This window comes from Streptomyces sp. NPDC059850 (genome assembly GCF_042731515.1).
In the GTDB taxonomy this organism is placed as follows: Bacteria; Actinomycetota; Actinomycetes; order Streptomycetales; family Streptomycetaceae; genus Streptomyces.
In genome coordinates this window covers 18,493-43,127 of sequence record NZ_JBHWJI010000009.1, presented here as the reverse complement: position 1 = coordinate 43,127, position 24,635 = coordinate 18,493, and the positions used below count along the sequence as shown (strand labels likewise).

9 protein-coding genes are annotated in these 24,635 nt (G+C 72.9%); 6 read left to right on the top strand and 3 right to left on the bottom strand.

Annotated elements, in window-relative coordinates:
- Positions 1-14: 14 nt before the first annotated feature.
- From ACFV9T_RS09550 to ACFV9T_RS09540, 3 genes are all read right to left on the bottom strand, one after another.
- Positions 15-9,503 (bottom strand): amino acid adenylation domain-containing protein, encoded by a 9,489-nt coding sequence (locus ACFV9T_RS09550; protein ID WP_385437942.1) that lies wholly within the window; start codon positions 9,501-9,503, stop codon positions 15-17.
- A complete protein-coding gene (locus tag ACFV9T_RS09545; protein WP_385437940.1) occupies positions 9,500-13,474 on the bottom strand; it encodes an amino acid adenylation domain-containing protein in 3,975 nt (1,324 codons plus the stop codon). The genes ACFV9T_RS09550 and ACFV9T_RS09545 overlap by 4 nt, the downstream gene beginning before the upstream one ends.
- A gap of 188 nt (positions 13,475-13,662) precedes the next feature.
- Entirely contained in the window at positions 13,663-14,721 is a 1,059-nt protein-coding gene (locus ACFV9T_RS09540; protein ID WP_385437937.1) for a LacI family DNA-binding transcriptional regulator, read from the bottom strand.
- A gap of 154 nt (positions 14,722-14,875) precedes the next feature.
- On the opposite strand from ACFV9T_RS09540, the gene ACFV9T_RS09535 reads away from it, so the two are divergent.
- The 6 genes from ACFV9T_RS09535 to ACFV9T_RS09510 are packed head-to-tail and all read left to right on the top strand — an operon-like array spanning position 14,876 to position 24,609.
- Positions 14,876-17,986: an alpha-mannosidase gene (locus ACFV9T_RS09535; RefSeq protein WP_385437935.1), complete on the top strand. Its 3,111-nt coding sequence runs from the start codon at positions 14,876-14,878 to the stop codon at positions 17,984-17,986.
- An 11-nt stretch (positions 17,987-17,997) separates the two neighbouring features.
- On the top strand, positions 17,998-19,293 hold the full coding sequence (locus ACFV9T_RS09530) for an ABC transporter substrate-binding protein (RefSeq protein ID WP_385437933.1): 1,296 nt from the start codon (positions 17,998-18,000) through the stop codon (positions 19,291-19,293).
- Between the two features lie 26 nt (positions 19,294-19,319).
- Entirely contained in the window at positions 19,320-20,240 is a 921-nt protein-coding gene (locus ACFV9T_RS09525; protein ID WP_385437931.1) for a carbohydrate ABC transporter permease, read from the top strand.
- Positions 20,240-21,112, top strand: coding sequence for a carbohydrate ABC transporter permease (locus ACFV9T_RS09520; protein ID WP_385437929.1), 873 nt, complete (start codon positions 20,240-20,242; stop codon positions 21,110-21,112). The genes ACFV9T_RS09525 and ACFV9T_RS09520 overlap by 1 nt, the downstream gene beginning before the upstream one ends.
- A 1-nt stretch (position 21,113) precedes the next feature.
- Positions 21,114-22,415 carry a glycosyl hydrolase gene (locus tag ACFV9T_RS09515; protein WP_385437927.1) on the top strand — a complete coding sequence of 434 codons (1,302 nt, stop codon included), beginning with the start codon at positions 21,114-21,116 and terminating at the stop codon, positions 22,413-22,415.
- Positions 22,402-24,609, top strand: a complete 2,208-nt coding sequence (locus tag ACFV9T_RS09510; protein ID WP_385437925.1) for a glycoside hydrolase family 3 N-terminal domain-containing protein — start codon at positions 22,402-22,404, stop codon at positions 24,607-24,609. The genes ACFV9T_RS09515 and ACFV9T_RS09510 overlap by 14 nt, the downstream gene beginning before the upstream one ends.
- The last annotated feature ends 26 nt before the right edge of the window (positions 24,610-24,635 follow it).

Sequence of the window (24,635 nt, the reverse complement as noted above, 5' to 3'; positions counted from 1 at the left end):
GATGGTGCGGGCGGTCAGCGCTGATCGGCCACCGCGCGGTGGACGGCGTTGACCTCGGCCGTCACCGCCGCCACATGGGGCGGGCGGACCAGTCCGTAGTGGGTGGTCTCCACCTCGTGCCAGTCGCTCGGCGCGGCCAGCTGGGCCCGCCACAGCTCGCGCTGCTCCTCGGGGGAGCCGAGGGGCGGCAGGCCCGCCACCGGGAGCCGGGCCAGCCACACCCGGGCCGGGGTGGTGGCCAGCGGCGGTGGCCGGTGGTCGGCCATGGCGCGGAGGTTGGCCAGGCAGCACCGGGTGAGCCGGTCGGCGTACTCCCGGGCCACGTCGCCGTCCGGGCCGTCGCCACCGAGGCCCAGTTCGTGCGCGAAGAGGGTCCGCAACTCGCCCTCGCCGTACGTCTGGTAGAGCGGACCGGAACCGGGTGGCGGCGGGTCGAGCAGATGGAGCGTGTCCACGGGCCGCCCGGCCGCCTCCGCCTCGGCGGCCATGCCGACGGCGACCCAGGCGCCGAACGACCACCCGGCCAGCTGCCGGTGCCACCCGGCGGCCGGGAAACGCGCCTCCAGCGCCGCGTGGTAGTGGCGGGCCCGTTCACCGATGGTCCATTCCGGGCCGCCGGGACGGCGCAGCGCCGGGTCGGCGATCAACGCCACGGTCAGCCGTGGATCGATCCCCGCGACCAGCGCGCGGTACGCCTGGATGTCCCCGCCGACCGGGTGCACCAGGCACAGCACCTCCGTCCCGGTGCCCTGCTGCCACACGTCGAGGGTGACGACATCGGCTGCCCCGGCTGTGCCACCGCGCTCCCGGTCCAGCAGGGTCAGCACCTCGGCCAGCGAGACCTGGTGGCTCAGCTCGGCCAGATCGAGTTCCACGTCGAAGTGGCGCTTCATCTCGCCGATGAGGTCCAGCAGGGTCAGCGAGTCGGCGCCCAGGTCGTACAGCGAGGCGTCCGGGTCGAGGGTGTCCAGCCCCAGCCACTCGCACAGCCAGTCGCCGAGCAGCACCGCCGGTTCGTCTGCGTACTCCACGGGTTCGGCGTCCGGCGCGGGCGCGGGCCCTGCGTAGAAGGCGCGGGAGGTGGTCAGTTCGGTGGTGGAGACCAGCACCTGCGGCAGTTGCGCGGCCAGCGCCCGGGCGAGGGTGCGACGGCCCTCCTCCAGCGTCAGCCCCACCGCCAGATGGGCCTGGTGGCGTACGTCCGCGGCCGGTGCCCGCAGCGCCATCCCGGCCTCCCGCCACACGTCCCAGCCGATGGCCAGCCGGAGCGTTGCCCCACCGCCATCGGGCGTGGGCGGCTCGTGGTGGGCGAAGGCGTCCAGCACCCCGGCCGACGCGGCGTAGTCGAGCTGGCCGACCCCGCCCAGCGTCCCGGCCATGGAGGAGCAGTAGACGGCCAGCTGCGGCCGGAACCGCTCGGCCAGGCGCTCCACCAGCAGCGCGCCGTGCAGCTTGGCGAGCGATCCGGCGCGCGCCACGGCCGGGTCGCGGCGCGCGATCAGCCCGCCCGCTGCCGCGCCCGCCGCGTGCACCACGGTGTCCAGCCGCCCCGTACGGTCGGCGACGACGGCGGCGAGCCGAACGGGGGAGTGGATGGTCAGGTCGGCCTCGACCAGCTCGATCCGGTCGGCCCATGGCGTCAGCGCGTCCGGCAGCTCCGGCCGCCGGGCCAGCAGCAGCACCCGCCCGGCGGTCCGCTCCAGCAGCCAGCCCGCGATCGTGGCGCCGATGCCGCCGGTGCCGCCCAGCACCAGGTGGACCGTGTCCGGCGCGGCCGGGACCACGGGGCGTTCGCTGGGCGCCGGTAGCGGCACCGTGTCCTGCCGCCACCAGTAGCCGTGACGCAGCGCCAGATGGGTGGGCAGTTGCTCGTCGGTGGCCAGCAGCGCGGCCAGCGGCGCCGCCCAGCCGGTCGGCGCGGCGGCCGGGAGGTCGACCCAGAGCCCGGCGGCGGCGCCCTCCTGCGGCGCCACCTCGGTGACCCCGGCCAGCAGCGCCAACTCGGGCCGGTCCACGGGTCCGTCCACCGGCCGGGCCCGGTACGACAGCCACACCGGGCGCGGTGTGAGACCGGTCCGTCCGGCCGCCGCCTGGATCAGCGCGGCCGGAGCGTCCAGGCAGGCCCAGCGGGCCCGGTCCAGCCGGTCGCCGTCGACCGGGCCGGTCACGCCCAGCGGCAGCGTGTGCAGCCAGTCCACGGCGCCCAGCCCGTCCAGCGCGTCCAGCAGCGCGCCGAGCGAGGCCGGGTCGGCCGGGTCCACCAGGTACGAACTGTCGTTGCGCCGGGCGAACCCGCCCCCGGCGGCCACCAGCACCACCCGGGAACGGACCGAGCGCAGCGCCCGTACCTCCTCCGGGTCGGCCGGGCCGTCCGTGACCAGGACCAGCGGACGGGAGGCGGCCGCCGGGCCGGTGGCGCCCGCCCGGCGGAACCGCACCCAGTGCGGCTGGTGCAGCCACCGCTTTTCGGCCACCCGGGCAGGCCAGGCGGCCTTGGTCAGCTCGCCACCGGTGGTGGCGGCCCCGGTCGTGGCGGTCCCGGTCGGGGTGGCAACGGCGGTGGCGCCGTGCGACTCGGCCCCGGTCGACGCGGCACTGGGCGGTGCCGCAACGATCGCGGCGCCCTCGGTTGCGGCGGTCCCGGGCGGTGCCGCAACGGTCGCGGCGGTCCTGGTCGGCCCGGCGCCGGGTGGAGCCGCGATCCCTGGAATGGCAACGGTCGACGCGGTCCCGGCCGACGCGGCGCCGGGCGGTGCGGCGATGCCCGGGACGGCAACGGTCGGGGCGACACCGGACGGCGCTATGCGGCCCGGGGCTGACCCGTCCGCCGCCCGTGCCATGGCGTACTCCGCCCGCGCGAAGGACGGCGGAGGGAAGTCCCACGGCGCCTGCGCCGGGCCCGTCGGCCAGTCGATCCGCTCCCCGGCCAGCCAGTCGGCGACCAACCGCGGCGCGTCGCGGTCCGCCACCGGGACCGGCTCGGTACCCGGCTCCACCTCAATGCCACTCGCGGTACGCAGCCACCGCACCGCCGAGCCCGGGTCCGGGCAGACCGCCGCCATCCGCCAGCGACGGGCCGGGCGACCGGCCTGGAGATGCCGCAGCACCGCCGGGTACGCCTCCGGGCGCTCCGCGAGATAGGCGGCGATCCGGTCCGCGTCGGCGCGCAGCGCCGCCTCGCTGGAGGCGGAGAGCAGCAGGCAGGGCGGCGCTTCGACCGGAGGCCGTCCCGGCTCGCCCGCTTCGATCACCGCGTGCGCGTTGGCGCCCCCGATACCGAAGCTGCTGACCGCCGCCACCCGTGGCCGGTCGGCGGGCCAGGGCAGCGCCTCGGTGGGTACGTAGAACGGCGTCGGGTCGGGGCCGAGCTGCGGGTTGAGGGCACGGAAGTCCAGCGTGGGCGGGATCAGGCCGTGGTGGACACAGAGCGCGGCCCGGACCAGACCGACCACACCGGCCGCCGCGCCCAGGTGGCCGATCTGGCTCTTGACCGAGCTGAGCGCCGTACGGCCGGACTCCGCCACCTCGAACGCCTGGCGCAGCGCGCCCACTTCGACCGGGTCGCCGAGCCGGGTGCCGGTGCCATGCGCCTCCACGTAGCCGAGGTCGGCGCCGGTGCGGCCGCTGCGGCGCAGGGCGGTACGGATCACCTCGCGCTGGCCGGAGAGGGAGGGGGCGCTGTAACCGAGCTTGTCCGAGCCGTCGTTGTTCACCGCCGACCCCGTGACCAGCGCGTACACCGTGTCCCCGGCCTCGCGGGCCAGCCGCAGCGGCTTGAGCACCAGCATGCCGACCCCGCTGGAGCCCACGGTGCCGGTGGCGTCGTCGCTGAACGGGCGGCAGTGCCCGTCCATCGAGAAGATGTGCTGCGGCTTGTAGCGGTAGCCATCGCTCAGCCCGGTGTCCACCAGCACCCCGCCCGCCAGCATCACATCGGCGTCGCCCTGCCGCAGCAGCCCGGCGGCCATATGCACCGCGAAGAGTGAACTGGCGCACGCCGCCTGCACGCTGAAGGCGGGGCCGGTCAGATCGAGGTGGTAGGCGGCCTTGGTGGCCAGGAAGTCCTTCTCGTGGTGCAGCGCGAGCTGAAAGCCGTCCGGCAACCGGTCCGGGCCGGTCTGCCGCAGCATGGCCTGGAAGTACGTGTTCTCGCCCGCACCGGCCACCAGCCCGACCCGCAGCGCCGAGGTGTCCGCGATACCGGCGTGTGCCAGCGCCTCGACGCAGGTCATCAGCGTGTGCCGCTGCTGCGGGTCCATCAGCCGGGCCTCCTGGCGGCTGATGCCGAAGTGCTCCGGGTCGAAGTCGAGCGGCCCGTCCAGCTGGCTGCGGGCTCCCACCAGCCCGTCCGGGGCGTCGAAGTACTCGATGCCCCGGCCGCCGCTACGGGTCAGCTCCCAGAAGGCCCGCAGGTCCGGCGCGCCCGCCACGCGCACCGCCATCCCGACCACCGCGATGGGCTCGTGGCCCGCAGTGTGGACCGGGCCCGCCACCTCGGCGGGACGCGCGGCCACGGAGGCCGGGCCCGGCGCCGTACCGTCGTCCAGGAAGCGCGCCAGCGCACGTACCGTCACATGCTCGAACAGGTCCGCTATCTCGAACCGCGCCCCGAGCGCGGTGGTGCACCGCAGGTGGAAACGCATCAGCCCCAGGCTGGACGCACCGGCCTCGAAAAACGTCTGGTCCGGGCCGATGGGCACACCGGTCACCGCCTCGAAGGCGGCGGTCAGTTCGGCCTCCCGCTCCGAGAGCCGCTGACCATCGGCCGGAGCGCGCCGCAGCTCCTCGCCCGGGGCGCGCGGTGCCGCCCGGCGGTCCAGTTTGCCGCTCGGGGTGCGCGGCAGCGACTCCAGTCGACGGAACCGGTCGACCCGTACGTGCGGTGGCAGCAGCGGCGCCAGGTGGCCGTCCAGCTCCCGGGCCGAAGGGGCGTCACCGCGGTACTCCAGGCAGGCGGTCAGCCCGCCGCCCTCCGCGACCACCACCGCGCCCGCCACCTTCGGATGGCGCAGCAGCGCCGCCTCCACCTGGCCCAGCTCCAGCCGGTGGCCGCTCAGTTTGATCTGCTGGTCGTCCCGGCCGTGGTGGTGCAGCAGCCCGTCGTGGCCGAAGGCGGCCCGGTCGCCACTGCGGTAGAACAGGCCGTCCGTACCCGGCAGTTCGGTGAAGCGCTCCCGGTTGAGCGTGCCGTCGCCCAGATAGCAGCGGGACACCATGGTGCCGCCGATCAGCAGGTCACCGACGCAGCCCGGGGGCAGCGGCTCACCGGCCCGGTCGACCACCCGCAGCAGCGCCCCGGCCACCGGGGTGCCGATGGCCGGGCGCTCCGGCCAGTGCGCCGGGTCGCCCGCCAGGCTCAGGGCGCTGACCACGTGGGTCTCGGTCGGCCCGTAGTGGTTGAACAGCCGGGCACCCGGCAGTCCGGCGAACCACCGGCGGATGGCGTCGGTGCACACCAACTGCTCGCCCGCGGTGACCACCTCGCGCAGTCGCGACGGATAGCGGCCCAGGTGGACGGCGTGTTCGGCGAGCAGTTGCAGCGCCACGTACGGCATGAAGACGCGCTCCACACCGGCCGACTCCAGCTGGTCGAGCAGCGCCGGGATGTCCTGCCGCCAGCCGGGGCGTATGAGGTGCAGGGTGCCGCCACCGCACAGGGTGGTGAAGATCTCCTGGAACGAGACGTCGAACGACAGCATGGAGAACTGCTGGGTCACGGCCGGTGTGCCGAGACCGCCCTCGGACGCCTGCCAGTGCAGCAGGTTGGTCAGCGTGTGGTCGGAGACCTGGACACCCTTGGGTGTGCCGGTGGAGCCGGAGGTGAAGAGTGTGTACAGCGGACGCCCGGCGTGCGGTGGCGGCGGTGCGCTGTCCGGCTCGCCTTCGGCCAGGGTGATGGTCCGGCGTACCGTGCCGCCGCCCGTGTCCACCCCGTCGTACGCCGCCCCGTCGCACGCCACCTCGTCGTACGCCGCCTCGCCGCCCGGTGCGAGGAGGACGCACACCGGGTCGACCTGGCGCAGGATCTGCCGCAGCGGTTCGGCCGGGTAGGCCGGGTCGAGCGGCACCGCGGTCCAGTTGAGCCGGGCGAGCGCCAGCAGCGCCACCACGTGCTCCACCGACGGCTCCAGAAACAGCGCCACATGACGCTCGCCGTTGGCCGCCAGGGGGTGAGCGGCCCGCAGTTCCCCGGCGAGCGCCGCCGCCCACCGGTCCAGCTGTGCGTAGCCGACCGGGCCGTCCGCCGTCATCAGGGCGGGCGCGTCGGGGGTCCGGGCGACCTGGGCGGCGAAGCCCTCGGCCACCGTCGCCCAGCCGCCGGACGGCTCGGCGCCGCGCCCGAACTCCGGCAGCCCGCGCCGGTACGGGGCCGCCACCTCGGCGGGCGTACCGGACCGGCCGGTGGCGAGGAGGTCCAGGCCGGTACGGAACAGCCGGTCCATGGCCTCGATCTCGTCGGCCGCGAAGTGGTCGGCCGCGTACTCCCACAGGCAGTCGAAGCCGTCCGGGTGTTCCACCAGCGAGACGGTCAGCGGCACCTTGGCCTCGGCCGGTGCCCGCCACACCGGCCGGGCGGTGATCCCGGGCAGCTCCAGCGCGCCGAAGTCGGTGTTCTCCAGCACGAACAGCACATCGAACGGACTGTGCCCAGCCGGGTGGCCACGGTCGTCCAGCACATCGGCGAGCGACACGTCCTGCCACTCCAGGGTGTCGCGCACCGCCGCGCCCAGCCGCAGCAGCTCGGCGCGCAACTCGCCGCGCGGCGCGACGGCCACAGGCAGCGGCACGGTGTTGGCGAACATCCCGACGCTCGACTCGAACTCCTGCACAGGGCGGCCCGCCACCGGTGTGGCGATGCGTGGCCGGGTGCGGCCGGTGACCGCGTACAGGCCCCAGGCGAACACCCCGAGCAGCAACTCGAAGCGGCTCAGTTCCAGTTCGCGGCAGAGCCGGTCCACGGTGGCGCGGTGGTCCGGGGCCAGCGCGGTGTGCAGCAACCGGCCCTCGGGGTACGGGCGGGCGCGGACCGGGCGCAGCGGTTCGTCCGGCTCCTCCTCGGCGGTCCACCGCTCGCGCAGCCCGGTGCGCAGCGCCTCGTACCCGGTCGTGGCGAACCACCGCGTCTGCCAGGTGGCGTGGTCCAGCGGGGTCGGCGCCGGGGATGACCCCGGGAGTGTGGTGTCCGGTGCCGTCAGCGCCTGGGCGTAGGCAGCCGACAGGTCGCGGAAGAGCACGGTCAACGACCAGCCGTCCACCGCGATGTGGTGCAGCCGCAGCAGCAGCGTCCCGCCGTCTGCGTCAGGTAGCCAGCAGGCGGCGAACATCTGCGGGCGTGCCAGATCGTGTGGCTCGGCGAAGAACCGGTCGGCGAAGGCGGCCACGGCCTTCACACCGGTGAGCGCCACGGCCTCCGGCTCGGCCCACGGGTCGTACGGCTCGCCCACCACCTGCAGCAGACCGTCCGGCGACGCCTCGAACCCCGTACGCAACGCCGGATGCCGGGCCACCAGCCCGCACAGGGCCCGGCGCAGTGCGGCGCCGTCCACCGGGCCGTCCAGCCGGAGCGCCTGGCCCACCGTGTAGCCACGGGAACCGGGGAAGCGCCGGTGGTGCAGCCACAGCCGCTGCTGTTCGCTGGTGGCCGGACCACGGGCGGCGCCGGACGGCGGGCCCGGCACCGGGTAGCGCGGTCCGGCCCCCGTACCCGTGCTGGCCTGGTCGATCGCCTCGGCGATGGCGGCGAAGTCGGCGTGCAGCACCTCCGCCTGGCCCAGTTCGCACCCCCAGCGGCGGCGGATCTCGAACCGGAGCCGCAGCGCCCGCAGCGAGTCGCCCCCGCTGGAAATCCACCGGTCCGTGGGGCGCAGCCCCGAGGTGCCGAGCACCGCCCCGGCCAGCTCCAGCACTTCGCGCTGCCGTGCGGTGGCCATCGTGGCCGGGCTGGCGGCGGCGTCGGCGGAGCGCTGCCACGGGCGGTCCGCACGCCGTAACAGCGCGGCCCGGTCCACCTTGCCGTTGCCGGTCAACGGCAGCGCGTCCACCCGGTACACCCGGTGCGGCCGCATATAGGCCGGTACGGCGGACGTCAGGTGGCGGTCGAACTCCTCGAAGTCCAGCTCCGCCCCGGCCACCAGGTAGGCCAGCAGCTCGTGTCCGGCGGTCTCCGGATGCTCCCGGGTGCACACGTACGCCTGCCGGACCGCCGGGTGCGCCGCGATGCGCCGTTCCACTTCGGCCGGTTCGATGCGGAAGCCGCGCACCTTCACCTGCCGGTCCGCCCGGCCCAGATAGCTGATCGCGCCGTCGGCGTCGGCCCGTACCAGGTCACCGGTGCGGTAGTAGCGCTCCCGGCCGCCGTCGTACCAGTCCAGCCGGACGAACCGCCGGGCGGTCTCCTCCGGCAGGTTGCGGTAGCCGGTCGCCACGCCCGGCCCGGACAGCAGCAGCTCGGCCACCTCGCCCGGTTCGGCGACACGTTCGGAGCCCGGTACCACCAGCAGCGCCCCGGTGTCCGGTAGCGGACGGCCGATCGGCACCACATCCGCGTCGAAGTCGCGGGGGATCGGGTGAACGAGCGAGAACGTGCACACCTCGGTGGGGCCGTAGATGTTGTGCAGCACCGTGCCGCCGCCGTGGTTGTGCCGATACCAGCGCCGCACCACGGCCGGGTTGAGCTGCTCGCCACCGACCAGCACCCGCCGCGCACCGGCGAAGCACACGGGCACGGTGTCCACCACGGCCTGGAAGAGCGCGGTGGTGACGAACAGCGTGTCGATCCGCTCCCGCAGCAGCGTGGCGGCGAGCCGGTGCGGCGACTGTACGTCCTCGTCGCGCAGCACCACGCAGCAACCGCCGGTCAGCAGTGGTGTCCACATCTCGAAGTTGATGGCGTCGAAGGCCGGGTTCGACAGGCAGGCGAACCGTGCCCCCTGCTCCAGGGGCAGCCAGCCGGGCCGTGCCATCCGCATCACACCCGCCTCCGGCAACTCCACCCCCTTCGGGCGGCCGGTGGTGCCGGAGGTGTAGAGGACCAGCCCGGCGGGCCGCTCCGGGAAGATGTCCACCGACGTGGCGCGGTCCGCCAAGGCGTCCAGCAGCCGCGCCGCCGGGAGCGGACGCACGGTGTCCGGGATGCCCTCCGGTGGCGTGGCGCCGTGCACCAGCACGACACTGTCCGAGTCCGTCAGGATGTGCGCCTGCCGCTCCGGCGGGCTCTGAGTGTCGAGCGGCACCACCCGGGCGCCCAGCCGCAGCGCGCCGAGCACCACCACGACCAGCTGCCAGGAGCGGGGCAGGCCCACCGCGACCGCGTCGCCGGGGCGCACCCCGTGGCCGCGCAGCGCCGCGGCCACCCGCGCGCCCGCGATGTCCAGCGCCGCGTAGCCGAACCGGCGGTCCTGGTCCACCAGCGCGAGCGCGTCGGGGGTGAGCCGTGCCCGCAGATGGACGCCGTGGGCCAGACCGGTGGCCTCCGTTGCCCGGCCATCGCTCAACGTCGTCATGAGCGCTCCAGCGCCACGTACGGTACGGCCTGCCGGGTGGGCTCCGTGGCGTCCAGCCGGTCCAGTTCGCCGACGACCACGTCGGCCACCGCCGACACCTGCGCTCCCTCCAGCAGATCCCAGTGGCCGCAGTCGAGCGGCACCACCGCGAGCCCGGCCCCGGCCCGCCGCCGCCAGAACTCGCGGGTCGGATGCGGGCCGGACGCGCCCGGGCCGTCCGCGGCGGCCTCGATCAGCGTCAGCGGGGCGGTGGTCGGCCGCGGGTCGTGGCCACGGGCGGTCATCCGGCTGTGGTTGTACGTCTCGAAGTACCGGGTGAGCTGGTCGGCTTCGATGCCCGGGTACATGCCGTTGAACCGCACCAGCTTCTCCGCGAACTCCTCGTACGCCACCGGCTGGATCGCGGCCCGCGCGGCCGGGTCGTCGGTGGCCTGGGTGTCGAGCAGCACCACGCTCAGCCGGGCGTGCCCGGCCAGCGCCAGCCGCCGGCCCATCTCGTGCGCGATCAGACCGCCGTACGACAGCCCGCACAGCACCAGCGACTCGTCCGGGCGGGCGTCGATCAGTTCCAGGTACGCCCGCGCCATCGCCTCGACCGTGGGAAGCCGCTCCTCGTCCGGATCGATGCCCGGGGCCTGGATGCCCTGTACGCCGATGTCCCCGGGGAGCGCCCCGGCCAGCGGCAGATAGCAGAAGGCGGTGCCACCGGCCGGATGGACGCACACCAGCCGCCGCCGTCCGGTTCCGGCGTGGAACTCGATCAGGTTCGTGCCCGGCTTCGTATCCGGTGGCCCGGCGGCGCCCCGGCGCAGCCGTTCGGCGAGCGCCTCTATGGTCGGATACCGGAACACCTCGCGTATCGGCGGCGTTTCGCCGAACTCCTCGCCGATCGCGTGGGCCATCTTGATGGCCGAGATGGAGGTGCCACCGACGTCGAAGAAGTTGTCCGATATGCCGATGCCGGGGTGGAGCAGCAGCCGGGACCAGATCCGGTGCAGCGCCATCTCCACGTGGTCGCGCGGGGTCGCGGTGTTGACCTGGGCGGGCAGCGCCTCCCGCGCGTGCTCCAGCAGGGCCGCCCGGTCCAGCTTGCCACTGCGGCCCAGCGGCAGACCGGGCAGTTCCACGAAGACCGCCGGGATCATGTAGTCCGGCAGCCGGTCGGCCAGCGCCGTCCGCCACTCGTGCGGTTGCCGGGACGGCGCCTCGCCACGTCCGATGCCCGCCACCAGCCGTGGTTCCCCCGCCCGGTCGCGGTCGACCAGTACAGCGGCCTCCCGCACCCCCGGCAGTGCCAGCAGTGCCGCCTCCACCTCGCCCGGCTCGATGCGGAAGCCGCGCAGCTTGACCTGGTCGTCGCGGCGGCCGGTGTATTCGGCGTTGCCGTCCGGAAGACGGCGGGCCAGATCCCCGGTGCGGTAGATCCGGCCGCCCGGGACGAACGGGTCGTCAAGGAACCGCTCGGCCGTCAGCTCCGGCTGGTTGAGGTATCCGCGCGCCACGCTCGCGCCGCCGATGTACACCTCGCCCACCACACCGGGCGGTACCGGCCGCATCCGCTCGTCCAGCAGATAGAGCCGGGTGCCGGGCAGCGGGCGGCCGATCGGGCACGGCCGGTCCACCGGGCGCGGGTCGGTGTAGGCGGTGGCGTACAGCGTGGTTTCGGTCGGTCCGTAGCCGAAGCAGATCCGCAGCCCGGGCAGGGCCGACACCATCCGGTGCAGGGCCGCCTCGGGCAGCGACTCCACCCCGGTCAGCACCTGGCGCAGCGCCAGCCCGGCCAGCCTGCCGTCCGGGTCCTCGTCGATCCACCGCACGTAGGCCGGTGGCAGGAAGGCCTGCACCACCCGGTGTGCGCGCAGCCAGCCCATCAGCGCTGCCGGGTCACCGCGTAAATCCTCGGGCACCAGATGCACTTCGGCGCCCGTGGTCAGGGGCAGCAGCAGTTCGTGCACCGAGGCGTCGAAGCCGATGCTGGACCAGGCCGAGGTGGCCTCTCCCGGGGTGGCGCCGAAGCGGGCCAGCCACTGGTCGAAGAGGCTCAGCACATTGCCGCGCGTGACCGCGACACCCTTGGGGCGGCCGGTGGAGCCGGAGGTGTAGATGACGTACGCCAGATGCGAGGGCGGGACGGTGATCCCCGGCGCGTCGTCCCGGTCGCCCTCGGCCTCGACGGCCGTCAGCGAGTGCCAGGTGTCCGGCGCGTCCCGCTGGTCGGTGAGCACCAGGGCGGGCCGTGCGTCGGACACCATCGCGGCCAGCCGTTCGGCGGGCTGGCCCGGGTCGAGGGGCAGCCATCCGGCCCCCGCCTTGAGGATGCCGAGCACACCGGCCACCAGCTCCGCCGACCGGCCGGTGTGCAGCGCGACCACCTGGTCCGGGCGCACACCACGGGCGATCAGGGCGTGTGCCAGCCGGTTGGCCCGCCGGTCGAGGTCGGCGTAGGTCAGGCGGCGGTCGCCCGCCACCACCGCGGTGGCCGCCGGAGCGGACCGTACGTGGGCCTCGAACCGCTCGACCAGCCCGGCTGTTTCCGTGCGCGGGGCGATCGCGGTGGCGTCCCAGTCGGCCAGCAGCTCGGCGGTCTCCGCCGCGTCCAGCAGCGCGTACTCGGCGACGGGCCGCCCGGGCTCCCGGGCCAGCTGCTCCAGCACCCGGACCAGATAGCGCAGCTGGCGTTCGACGGTCTCCCGGTCGAACAGCGCGGTGGCGTAGTCCAGATCGCCGACGATCCGCCCGTCCGCCTCCTCCAGCGCGAGGACCAGGTCGAACTTGGCCGGGGCGTACGGCATCGGCAGCAGCCGGACTGTCACCCCCGGCAACTCCATCACGTCCTCCATGGGCGGAACCCAGGCGAACATGGTCTGGAACAGCGGGGTGTGCGCGGCGCTGCGCGGCGGGTTGACCAGCTCCACGACCCGCTCGAAGGGCAGATCGGTGTTCTTCACTCCGGCCCGGACCGTGGCCCGCACCTGCCGCAGCAACTCCGAGCCGGTCGGCGCGTCCGCCAACTCCACGCGCAGTGCGAGGGTGTTGACGACGAAGCCCATGATGTCGCCGACATCGCCTCGGCGGCGATTGGCGGTGGGGGTGCCCACCGCCAGGTCCCGCTGCCCGGAGAGGCGGGACAGCACGATCGCCCAGCCGGTCAGCAGGGTGGAGAAGAGCGACCCCTCGTGGTCCTCGGTGACCGCCTTGAGCGCCGTGGTCAGCTCGGGGCCGATCTCCAGGTGCACCCGGTCGCCTGAGTGGTCCTGCTCGGCCGGGCGCGGCCGGTCGGTCGGCAGCTCCAGCAGCGGTGGCACACCGGTCAGCTTTCCGGCCCAGTACTCCTCCTGCGCGGCGGGTTCCGCGCCCGCCATCCACTCCCGCTGCCAGCGGGTGAAGTCGGTGTACTGCCACCGGGCGGGCGGCAGCGGGTCCGGCTCGCCGCGCAGCAGGGCGGCGTAGAGCGCGCCGGTCTCGCGCAGCATCATGCTGCGGGACCAGCCGTCGAACATCGCGTGGTGCACGGTCAGCACGATCACGTGGTGGTCCGGGCCGAGCACCACCAGCCGCCCACGGGCCAGCGGTTCGGCGGCCATGTCGAACGGTACGAGGGTCTCCCGGCGCAGCACCTCGGCGAGCCGGTCCTCCGCGTCCGGGCGGCCGGACAGGTCGTCCACCGCCAGCGCGAAGCCGGTGTCCGCCGGGTCGACCTGCTGGTACGCGTCGCCCCCGCACGGCACCAGCCGGGTCCGCAGCGCCTCGTGCCGGGCCGTCAGGGCGTCCAGCGCCCGGCCCAGCACCGTACGGTCCAGCGGCCCCCGCAGCCGGAACGCCATCGGCTCGTTGTACGTGACGGCGGCACCCTCGCGCTGGGACACCGCCCACAGCCGGCGCTGGCCGAAAGAGAGCGGGGGCCGGCCGTCCGGCCCCGGCGGTTCCGCGGTCGCGTCGGCGGAAGTGGCGGAGTCGGACAACGATGTCATCGACAAGAGCAGCTCTTTTCACTCATGCCATGGATGGGAGATCGCGAAGCCGTTCGGGGTGATTTTTCGGCAGCAAGATGACCATGTCAATGGCCGCCTGAACGCAACCGGCGGTAACGGCTCCGGAAAGTCCAGGGGGATACCGGGCAGGTCTAGGGAGATTATGGGAATACCCCGGGACCGGCGGATCAGCCCCCGGCGGGAGGGGCGGTGCTCTGCCGTACGACGAGTCGTGGAGTGGGGGCCTGCACGGCGCGGGGCGCGGGGCGTTCGGCCATGACGCGGAGCAGTTCGGTGGCGGTGAGCGTGCCGAGCGCGAAGGTGTCGCGGGTCAGCGCGGTGAGCGAGGGGTGCGCCATGGTGGTGAGGACGGAGTCGTCGAAGGACACCACGGACACCTCGCCGGGCACCGGGATGCCCATCTCGGTGGCCACGCCGAGCCCGGCGACCGCCATGACGTCGTTGTCGTACACGATGGCCGTGTGGCGGGGACTGGCCTCCAGCAGGCGGCGGGTGGCCGACGCGCCCTGGGCGTCGGAGTAGTCGGTGGCGACGGACGTCACGTCGATGCCGGTGGACTCGCGTACGTCGGCGACGGCCCGCAGCCGGCGCTGGGTGTGCTGGTAGGCCACCGTGCCGCTGACATGGCCGACGCGCCGGTGTCCGAGGGAGACCAGATGGCGCAGGATGCTGACCGTCGCCGCGTGGTCGTCCACCCAGACGCTGGCCAGCGGCATGGGGTTCCCGTGGCTGCCCAACACCACCGCGGGGATGCCCAGATCGGCGACGAGCTGGGGCCGGGTGTCGTCGACCGCGAGGTCGAGCAGCACGAGGCCGTCCACCCGGTTCTCGGCCGCCCAGCGCCGGTAGACCGCCGTCTGGGCCTCGGTGTCCTCGACGATGAGCAACTGCGTGGCGATTCCCCGGTTGGACAGGCAGGACTGCAGACCGGAGAGGAACTGGGCGAAGAACGGCTCGACGCCGAGCGTACGCGCGGGACGGGCGATGACGATGCCGACCACATCGCTGGCCGCGCCCTTGAGCGCGCGGGCCGCCCGGTGCGGACGCCAGTTGAGTTCGTCCACCACATCGAGGATGCGCTTACGGGTGGCGTCGCTCAGCCCGGGGCGCCCGTTGACCGCGATGGACACCGCCGCGACGGAGACGCCCGCGAGCCGAGCGATATCGGTGCTGCGCAGCCGGGGCGGCGCTTCCTCGGCGCGCGAGCCATGGTTCTTCGGTGGCATCGACCCCTCCATCGTGACCCCCGTCGACTTTACGCAACCGTGATGATCCGCTGCGGTGACTGACGAACTTAAACGTATTAGTCTGCCGCCGACTCGACACTACTAAAACGTATTAGACGACCTGTTGCTCCTCTCTCTGCGGTGAGGACCACACATGCACCGTCACTTCAGCAGCACACTTGAGCGGCTGGACCGCGTACGTCGGGAGCGCGTCCTTCCCCGGGTCCACCGCCGCCTCGGAGACGTCGCGATCGAAGCGTGGACGGTCGGGGACGACGGCGAACCGGTGAGCCCCCGCCACGCGCTCGGGCTGAGGACCGAGCCGCGGCGCGGCCGCCCCGACTACCGTCCCTTCGCCCTGGGCGAGGCGTGGGGGGCCGCGTGGTCCACGACCTGGTTCCGCGTCAGCGGCCGGGTCGAGCCCCGGACCCCACCCGGCCCGGTCGACCTGCTCCTCGATCTGGGCTGGTTCGACCATTCCGTCGGCGGACACTGCGAAGGCCTGGTCTTCACACCGGACGGCACCATCGTCAAGGGCCTCCACCCACGGCAGACGGCCATCCGCCTCAGCGACAGGGACACCGGCCCCGGGCTGCTCGGCGCGGACGGCCGCTTCACCCTCTACGTCGAGGCCGCGGCGAACCCCCTGCTGCTCGGCCTGCCGCCCTTCGTCGCCACCGAACACGGCGAGAAGGGCGCGCGGGAGCCCTTCGAGCAGTTCCGGCTACGCCGCGCGGAGACCGCCGTGTTCGTGCCGGAGGTGCACGCCTTCCTCTGCGACCTGGACGTCCTCGGTGGCCTCGCCGCCGAACTTGACCAGGACGAGCCGCGCCACTGGAAACTGCTCTACGGCATCGAGCGCGCCCTCGACACCTACGACGCGGCGGACGCCGAGGCCAGCGCCCGCCGGGCACGCGCCCACCTCGCGCCACTGCTCGCCGCTCCCGCACACGCTTCCGCCCACCGGATCACCGCGGTCGGCCACGCGCACATGGACTCGGCGTGGCTATGGCCGCTACGTGAGACGGTGCGCAAACTCGCCCGGACCGTCTCCAACGCCCTGGCCCTGCTGGACGCCCAACCCGACCTCGTCTACACCATGTCGGCGGCGCAGCACTTCGCCTGGCTCGAAGACCACTACCCCGAACTCTTCGCGCGGGTGCGCCACCACGTCGAGCGGGGGCGGCTGGTGCCCGTCGGCGGCATGTGGGTGGAGCCGGACGGCGTCATACCCACCGGCGAGTCCATGGTGCGCCAACTCACCTACGGCAAGCGGTACTTCCTCAGCCGCTTCGGTATCGAACCACGGGAGGTGTGGCTGCCCGACTCGTTCGGCTACTCGGGAGCGCTGCCGCAGCTGGCCCGCCGGGCCGGGGCCCGCTGGTTCCTGACCCAGAAGATCTCCTGGAACGACACCACGACCTTCCCGCACCACTCCTTCTGGTGGGAGGGCATCGACGGCACGCGGATCTTCACCCACTTCCCGCCCGCCGAGACCTACGCCGCCGAGGTCACCGCCCGCGAACTGCGCCACGCCGTCACCACCTTCCAGGACAAGGCGATCGCCTCCCACTCGCTGCTGCCCTACGGCTACGGCGACGGCGGCGGTGGCCCCACCCGGGAGATGGCCGAACGGCTGCGCCGCTTCGCCGACCTGGAGGGCGCGCCACGCGTGGTGTCCCGCACTCCGGCGGAGTTCTTCGAGGACGCCGAGGCGGAGCTGCGCGAGGTCGAGGAGGTGGCGAAGCCACTGGCGCCCGTACACCGTGGCGAGCTGTACTTGGAGCTGCACCGGGGCACCCTGACCTCCCAAGCGGCGATGAAGCGCCACAACCGGCGTTGCGAATCGCTTCTCCGGGCGGCCGAGTACCTCAGCGCGGCGGCCACGGTCCTGCGGGGCGCGGTCTATCCGGGGGAGAGCCTGGACGAGATCTGGCGCGGTGTGCTGCTGCACCAGTTCCACGACATCCTGCCGGGCACCTCGATCAGCTGGGTGCACCGCGAGGCCCGCGACACCTACCAGGCCATCGAGTCCCGGCTGCGCGAACTCATCGAGGAGGCCGCCAAGGCCCTGGGCACTGCGGTCGATGGCGGGACGGCGGGGCTGCTCCCGCCGTTCGTCCCCGCCGCCGACACGCGTCCCGATCCCGTGCGCGTCACCGACGGGGAAGCGGGCGCCACCGTTCTGGACGACGGTCTGCTGCGGGTCGTCGTCGACGCCGACGGCCACGTCACGTCGCTGCGCGACCTGCGCGGTGGCCGCGAGGTGGTGCCACCGGGCGGGCGTACGGGCGTACTGCAGCTGTTCCGCGACGAGCCGGTGCGGTGGGACGCCTGGGACGTTGACCGCCATACCCTGCGCACCTTCGAGGTCGTCGACGATGTCACCAGCCGCACGGTGGTCCATGACGGCCCCGACGCCGGGGTCGAGGTCGTCCGGCGGTTCGGCGCGTCGACGGTCACGCTGACGATGTGGCTGAGGGCGGGCGCCGGACGCTTCGAGACGGAGTGCGCGGTCGACTGGCAGGAGCGTGAGCGGCTGCTCAAGGTGGCTCTGCCGGTCCACATCATGGCGCCCACGGCCCGGTTCGAGACGCAGTACGGATACGTCGAGCGGCCGCTGCTGGTGAACACCGCCGAGCAGGACGCGATGTTCGAGGCCGCCATGCACCGGTACATCCAGGTGACGGACGGCGCGTACGGACTCGCCATCCTCAACGACACCATGTACGGCGCCGACGCCCGGGCCGACCACGACGCCACCGTGGTCCGGCTGTCGCTGCTGCGGGGCAGCCGCTTCCCCGATCCCGATGCGGACGCGGGCCGCCACCACTTCCGCTGGGCGCTGCTCCCCGGCGCGGATGTGCCCGCCGCGGTCGAGGCCGCCTCCGTGTTCAACGCTCCCGACATCGCACCGCTCCCGCCACTGGAACCCCTGGTGGGGATCGAGGCGCTGCAAGGCCACGCGATGGTCGACTGGATCAAACTCGCCGACGACGGTTCGGGGGACCTCGTCGTGCGGATCTACGAAACGCGGGGAAGCCGGGCCAGCGCCCTGCTCCGGCCCTGCGCGGCACTCGGCGCGGGCGCCCTCGTACACGAGACCGACCTGCTGGAACGCGAACTCGCGCCCGGCGACGACCTGCCCACCGCCCTGCCCCGGACACCGTCCGGTACGCGCCGTCCCGCCGACGGCGCGGCCCTGAACCTCGGCCCCTTCCAGGTGGCGACCCTGCGGATCGCCTCTGGAACACACCTCGGATGAGGAGAAGACGAATGACGCCAGCGGGAAGACGGTCGGCGCTCATCGCGGGACTCGCTGCTGGATCGCTGTTGCTGTCCGCCTGTGTCATGGGTGGCGGCGAGACGACGGAGAAGTCGGACGGAAAGGTGTCCGGCAAGATCACTTTCCAGACCTGGAACCTGAAGAACGACAAGTTCACCTCGTACTTCAACGACCTCATCGCCTCGTTCGAGAAGGCCCACCCGGGCACCGACATCAAGTGGGTGGACCAGCCCGCGGAGGGCTACCAGGACAAGCTGTCGGCCGACGCCGCTGCCGGGTCCCTCCCCGACGTGGTCGACATGGGGCCGGAGTCCGCGTACACCCTGGCCAAGGCGGGTGTGCTGCTCGACCTGAACAAGGCCGACCCGAAGGCCGAGAAGAAGTACGCGGACAAGGCATGGGAGGCCATGACCTTCGAGGGCCTGGACGGCGGCACGTACGGCTACCCGTGGTACCTGAACACCGGGCCGTCCTTCTTCAACACGTCCCTCTTCAAGAAGTGCGGACTGAACCCACGCAAGCTGCCCGCCACCTACGACGAGCTGTTCGACCAGGCGGAAACCATGGCCGAGAAGTGCTCGGACACCATGATGATCGCCCGGATGCCCGCCATCGAGACCTTCGGCGAGTACGGCGTGCCCCTCATGGACGCGCGCGGGGAGAAGTTCACCTACAACAACGCCAAGGGCGTCGAGTACGTCGAGCGGTTCCGCAAGCTCTACGCCAAGAAGGGCATGGGCGAGGAGGCGCTGAACAATCTCCAGACCAAGGAGGTGGAGGAGTTCAAGGCGGGCCGTCTGGCGTACCTGCCCGGCAGCTCGTACACCCTGGACGACCTGAAGGCCACCGCGCCCGCCGTCTACAAGAACCTGGGCATCGGGCCGCGCATCAGCGACAGCGCCCCCAACATGTACCTCGAATCCCTGGTGGTCAACGCCGCGAGCAAGAACCAGGCCCTGGCCACCGCCTTCGCCACGTACGTCACGAACTCCGCCAACCAGCTCGGCTTCGCCAAGAAGGCATCGGTCTTCCCCTCGTCCGCCGGGACGCTGGACGACGCGTACTTCACCCAGGACGACGGCACCCCGGCCACCAAGGTGCGGCGGGAGAGCGCCGACCAGGTGCGCAAGGCCGTCGTGTGGTGGCCGCCCGCGTTCTCCGGCTCGGCCGACAGCAACACGCTGCGGGAGCAGATCGCCCAGGCACTATTGGGCAAGAAATCTGTGAAGGCGGCGCTGGACGCCTCCGTCCGGTACTCCAACGAGCGCCTGAAAGCGGACAAGTGACCCTCTCCGTTCAGCGTCGTACGTCCGTGAAACGCGCCGCGCGCCCGGCTCGCCGCACGGCGACCGTCCTGGCCACGCACCGCTGGTCCCTGACCCCGTGGCTGTTCCTGCTGCCGGGGCTGACCGTCATCGTGCTGATGGTGATGGTGCCGTTCGCGAACACGCTCGGCCTGTCGTCCACGGACTCGACCCTGCTGCGGCAGGGCGAGTTCGTGGGCTGGGACAACTTCCGCCGCATGTTCGCCGACGAACGCTTCACCACCGCGCTGCTGAACTCCACGCTCTACACCGTGTGCGTGGTGCCCTGCATGGTGGTCCTCCCGCTCGTCCTCGCCACTTTGGTGAGCAGCGCGGGACGGCTGACCGGCTTCTTCCGCACCACCATGTATCTGCCCGTCGTGATGTCGCCCGTGGTCGTCGGCCTGATCTGGACGAACATGCTCGACAAGCGCGGTCTGGTCAACGCCACGTTCGCCACGCTCGATGTAGTGGCCGAGCCCGTCCCCTTCCTCACCGACCGGTGGCTGCTGCTCTTCAGCGCCATGTTCGTCACGGTGTGGACCGGCCTCGGCTACTACATGGTCATCTACCTGGCGGCGCTGGCCAACATCGACCAGAGCCTGTACGACGCGGCGGCGATGGACGGGGCCGGGGCGGTGCGCAGCTTCCTGGCCGTCACGGTCCCCGGTGTGCGGTCCACGATGACCCTCATCGCCGTGCTGTCCTCGGTGGCGGCCTTCCGCGTGTTCGGCGAGGTCTACGTGCTCACCGGCGGCACCGGGGGAGTGGGCGGGGGCGATCTCACCATGACGATGCTGATCCAGCGGGAGGGCACCGGACTGCAGGCGCGGACCGGGTACGCGGGCGCGATCAGCCTCTTCATGTTCGTGATCCTCGGCGGGCTGCTGCTCGCGCAACTCGCCCTGCAGCGAAAGAGGAGTTCCTGATGGCTGAGCCCGCCGCACGCACGCGCCCGACGGCCGCCGCCCGGCGGCGCAGGACGTCCCCCGGCTCCGTGGCGCGCCACCTGACCCTCCTGCTCATGGCCGTACTCCTGGCGGGGCCACTGGTGTGGCAGCTGTCGCTGTCCCTCAAGGGCGCCGGGGAACCGCTGTACACACGGCCGCCCGAGCTGATCCCCGACCACCCGACGCTCGACCACTTCGCCACGGTGCTCGACCGCGTACCCGTGCCGCGCTACCTGCTGAACTCCCTGGCGGTGGCGGCCATGGCCGTGGCCGGCAACGTGGTCGGAGCCACCTGCGCCGGATACGCGCTCGGGAAACTGCGCTTCCGTGGCCGGGGCGTGGCCACCGCGATCTGCGTGGCCGCCCTGCTGGTCCCCTCCGAGACCGTCCTCATCGCGCAATTCCTCACCGTCAGGGCCACCGGACTGGTGAACACGCTGGTCGGAGTCGCCCTGCCGACCCTGGTGGCGGCGCTGAACGTGCTGCTCATGCGCAACGCCTTCCGCAACCTCCCCGGAGAGCTGGAAGAAGCCGCCATCGTCGACGGCGCCAACGCCTGGCAGCGCTTCATCCGGATCTCCGTGCCCCAGGTCAAAGGCGTGATCGCGGTGGTGGCCATCTTCGCCTTCGTCGGCTCGTGGAACGACTTCCTCTGGCCCCTCATCGTCCTGTCCGACGAACAGAACTACACCCTCACCGTCGGCCTGAACCGGTTGCGCGGCACCTTCTACGACGATCCGCGCCTCATCGCCGCCGGGACCATCATCGCCCTCGTCCCCATCGTGGCGTTCTTCGCCGTCCTGCAGCGCCACTTCTTCCGCGGGCTGGAAGCCGGCGGCCTGAAAGGTTGAGATGCTGAGGTTTGGAGTCAACTACACACCGTCGAAAGACTGGTTCTACTCCTGGCTGGCCCCGGACCGCGCGGCCACCCGCCGCGACATGGAATCCCTGGCGGGCCTGGGCATCGACCACGTACGCATCCTGCCGCTGTGGCCCGTCGTGCAGCCGAACCGCACCCTGATCCGCCACCGAGCCCTGCGGGACATCCGCGAGGTGGTGGAAATCGCGGGCGAAGCCGGTCTCGACGCCAGCGTCGATGTCCTCCAGGGACATCTGTCCGGCTTCGACTTCGTGCCCAGCTGGCTGACGGACTGGCACCGGCGCAGCATGTTCAGCGACCCCGACGCCATCGCCGCCCAGGCCCGGCTGGTGGAGGCCTTCGACGAGCAGCTGCACGACGTGCCCACCTTCCTCGGGCTGACCCTGGGCAACGAGGTCAACCAGTTCACCTCGGCGGTGCACCCCACCCCGATGCCCGCCACGCCCCACCAGGTGACCGGCTGGCTCGACGCCCTGCACGGCACCGGGCCGCGCGACCCCCGCCACTTCAGGCTCAACGCCGAATACGACGCCGTCTGGTACGCCGACGGCCACGCCTTCGTCCCCGCACACTCCAGCCGCCACGGCCACATGAGCGTCGTCCACTCGTGGATCTTCAACGGCACGGCGCAGGGCTACGGCGCCATGTCCCACGAGAGCGTCCACCACGCCGCGTACCTCATCGAGCTGTCCCGCGCCTTCGCCACCGACCCCGCCCGCCCGGTGTGGCTCCAGGAGGTCGGCGCCCCGCTCAACCACCTCGCCGAGGACCAGGCGCCCGACTTCCTCGAACAGACGGTACGGGCGGCAGCCGACAGCGAGGCGCTGTGGGGCATCACTTGGTGGTGTTCACACGACGTGGACCGCCGCCTCGGAGACTTCCCGGACCTCGAACACAGCCTCGGCCTGATCGGCGCCGACGGCGTGGTGAAGCCGATCGGACACCGCTTCGCCGCACTCGCCGCGGAACTCCGGACACGGCCACGCCCCGCGCCCCGGCACGAGGCCGTGGTGGTCCCGGTCGACGGCCAGGATGTCCCCGTGTCCCGCGCCGAACTCTCCCCGGGCGGTGGGGTGTTCGAGACCTGGATGCGAGGTGCCCGCGCCGGAGTACGCCCCGCCCTCGTCGCATCGTCGTCCGCCGCCGACCCGGGCGCGCTGAGCGCCCGCGGCATCACCTCCCTCGTCCACGCCGAACCCACCGGCCGCACCTACTACACCTCGGTCAGCGACGCCGAGGTACTGAGCAGGACGCACACCCATGCCGAACACTGAACACGCACCCGCTCCCGCGCCCGTCGAACGCCTCCTCGCCGAGCTGACCCCACGGGAGAAGGTCGGCCAGCTCAACCAGCGCCTCTACGGCTGGCAGGCCGTCGAACGCGCCCCCCGGGGCGGCTTCCGGCTCACCCGCCCGGCCCGCGCCGAGATCGACCGCTGGGGCGGACTCGGGGCCCTGTACGGGCTGTTCCGCGCCGACGCCTGGTCGGGCCGCTCGTGGCAGGACGGCATCCGGCCCGAGGAGCGCGCCGAGGTCGCCGCGATGGTCCAGGAGGAAGTGGCGCGCGGCAGCCGCCACCGCATCGGAGTGCTCCTCTCGGAAGAGGCACCCCATGGCCACCAGGCCCTCGGCGGGACGCTGCTGCCCACGAACCTCGCCGTCGCCGCCGGATGGGACCCGGACCTGCTGACCGAGGCGGCCGCGGCCGTCGCCGCCGAACTGGCGGCGAGCGGCGTGCACATGGCGCTCGTCTCGGCGCTGGACCTGCTGCGCGACCCGCGCTGGGGGAGGGCGGAGGAGTGCTTCGGAGAAGACCCGCTGCTGGCCGCCGAACTCACCCGCGCCGTGGTGACCGGGATGCAGGGCGGCCACCAGGACGGGCGCGGCAGCGTCGCCGTCGTGCTCAAGCACCTGGCGGCCCAGGGCGAGGCGGTCGGCGGACGCAACGGCCAGTCCGCCGTCATCGGCCCCCGCGACCTGCGCGAACTCCATCTGCCGAGCGCCCGGGCGGCGGTCGAGGCGGGCGCGCTGGGCTTCATGGCCGCGTACAACGACATCGACGGCGTCCCCTGCTGCGCCAACCGCGAACTGCTCACCGGCTTCCTGCGCACCGAGTGCGGATTCGACGGCATCGTCATGGCGGACGGCCAGGCCGTGGACCGCCTGGCCACGATGACCGGAAGCCCGGAGGCCGCCGCAGTGGCCGCCCTGGAGGCCGGTGTGGACCTCTCCCTGTGGGACGAGTCCTTCACCCTGCTGGAATCCGCCATGTCCCAGGACACCCGGGTGGCCGAGCTGGTCGACGCGGCCTGCCGCCGGGTGCTCACCCTCAAACACCGCCTGGGCCTGCTGCCGGAAACGGCCCACGGCCGACCCGCACCCGGCCCGGACCGCCTCGTACCGGCCCTCCGTACGACGGACCAGCTGTCCCGGCGCCTCGCCCGGCAGTCCCTGGTCCTGCTGCACAACGCGGACCAGCTGCTGCCACTGCGCCCGCGGTCCCTCACCAAAGTGGTGCTCGCCGGGCCAGGCGCCCACGACGTCACCGCGCTGCTGGGCGACTATGTGCCACCCCTCCCCGAAGCGTCGGCCGTCTCCCTGGAACACGCGCTGCGCGAGGCCCTGCCCCACACCGAGATCGTGTGCCCGCCGGGCCCGCCCTCCCCGGCCGATCTGCGCGGCGCCGACGTCGTGATCCTCGCCCTCGGCGGGACCAGCCACCGCGCCTACGACGACACCTTCGCCGACAACGGGGCCGTCACGGGCCCCGCCGTGGTGGCCACCGCCGGAGAGGGCGTCGACCTCGCGGACGTGTCGCTGCCCGGAGGCCAGGACGATCTGGTCACCGCCGTACGCGCCCAGGCAGGCTGCCCCGTCGTGGCGGTGGTCATCGCGGGCAGACCCCATGTGCTCACCACCGTGACGGATCACACCGACGCCGTACTGTGGGCGGGCTACCCCGGCCCGCACGGCGCCGAAGCCATCACCGGCGCGCTCCTCGGCGGCCACGAACCGGTCGGCCTGCTGCCCTTCACCGCGCCCCGCCACGCCGCGGCCGTGCCCGTGCGGTACAACGACCGCCACCCGGCCGCCGACGTCTACCGGGACGCGCCGGACCCGGTGCTGTTCCCGTTCGGGTTCGGCCTGCGCTACGGGACGATCGCCTTCGACCACCTCACCGCCGACGTGTCCGGGCGATCCGTACGCGTCGAAGTCGGCCTCACCAACCCGGCCCCCGCCGAAGCCGAGGTCATCGTCCCCCTGTTCGGCCACCGCACCGGTGGGACGACACTGCCCCGGCGACGGGAACTCCTCGCCTTCCGCCGGGTCACCGTCCCGCCACGCGGCAGCGTCACCGTCGCCTGGGACCTGGCCGCCGCGCGCTGCTTCGCCGAGGGCGCCACCGCACGGGCCCGCACCGATCTGTATGTGAGCGATCTGAGCACCACGATCCGCCCGCCTCAGTGAAAGCTCAGCGAAAGCGAGGACATGGC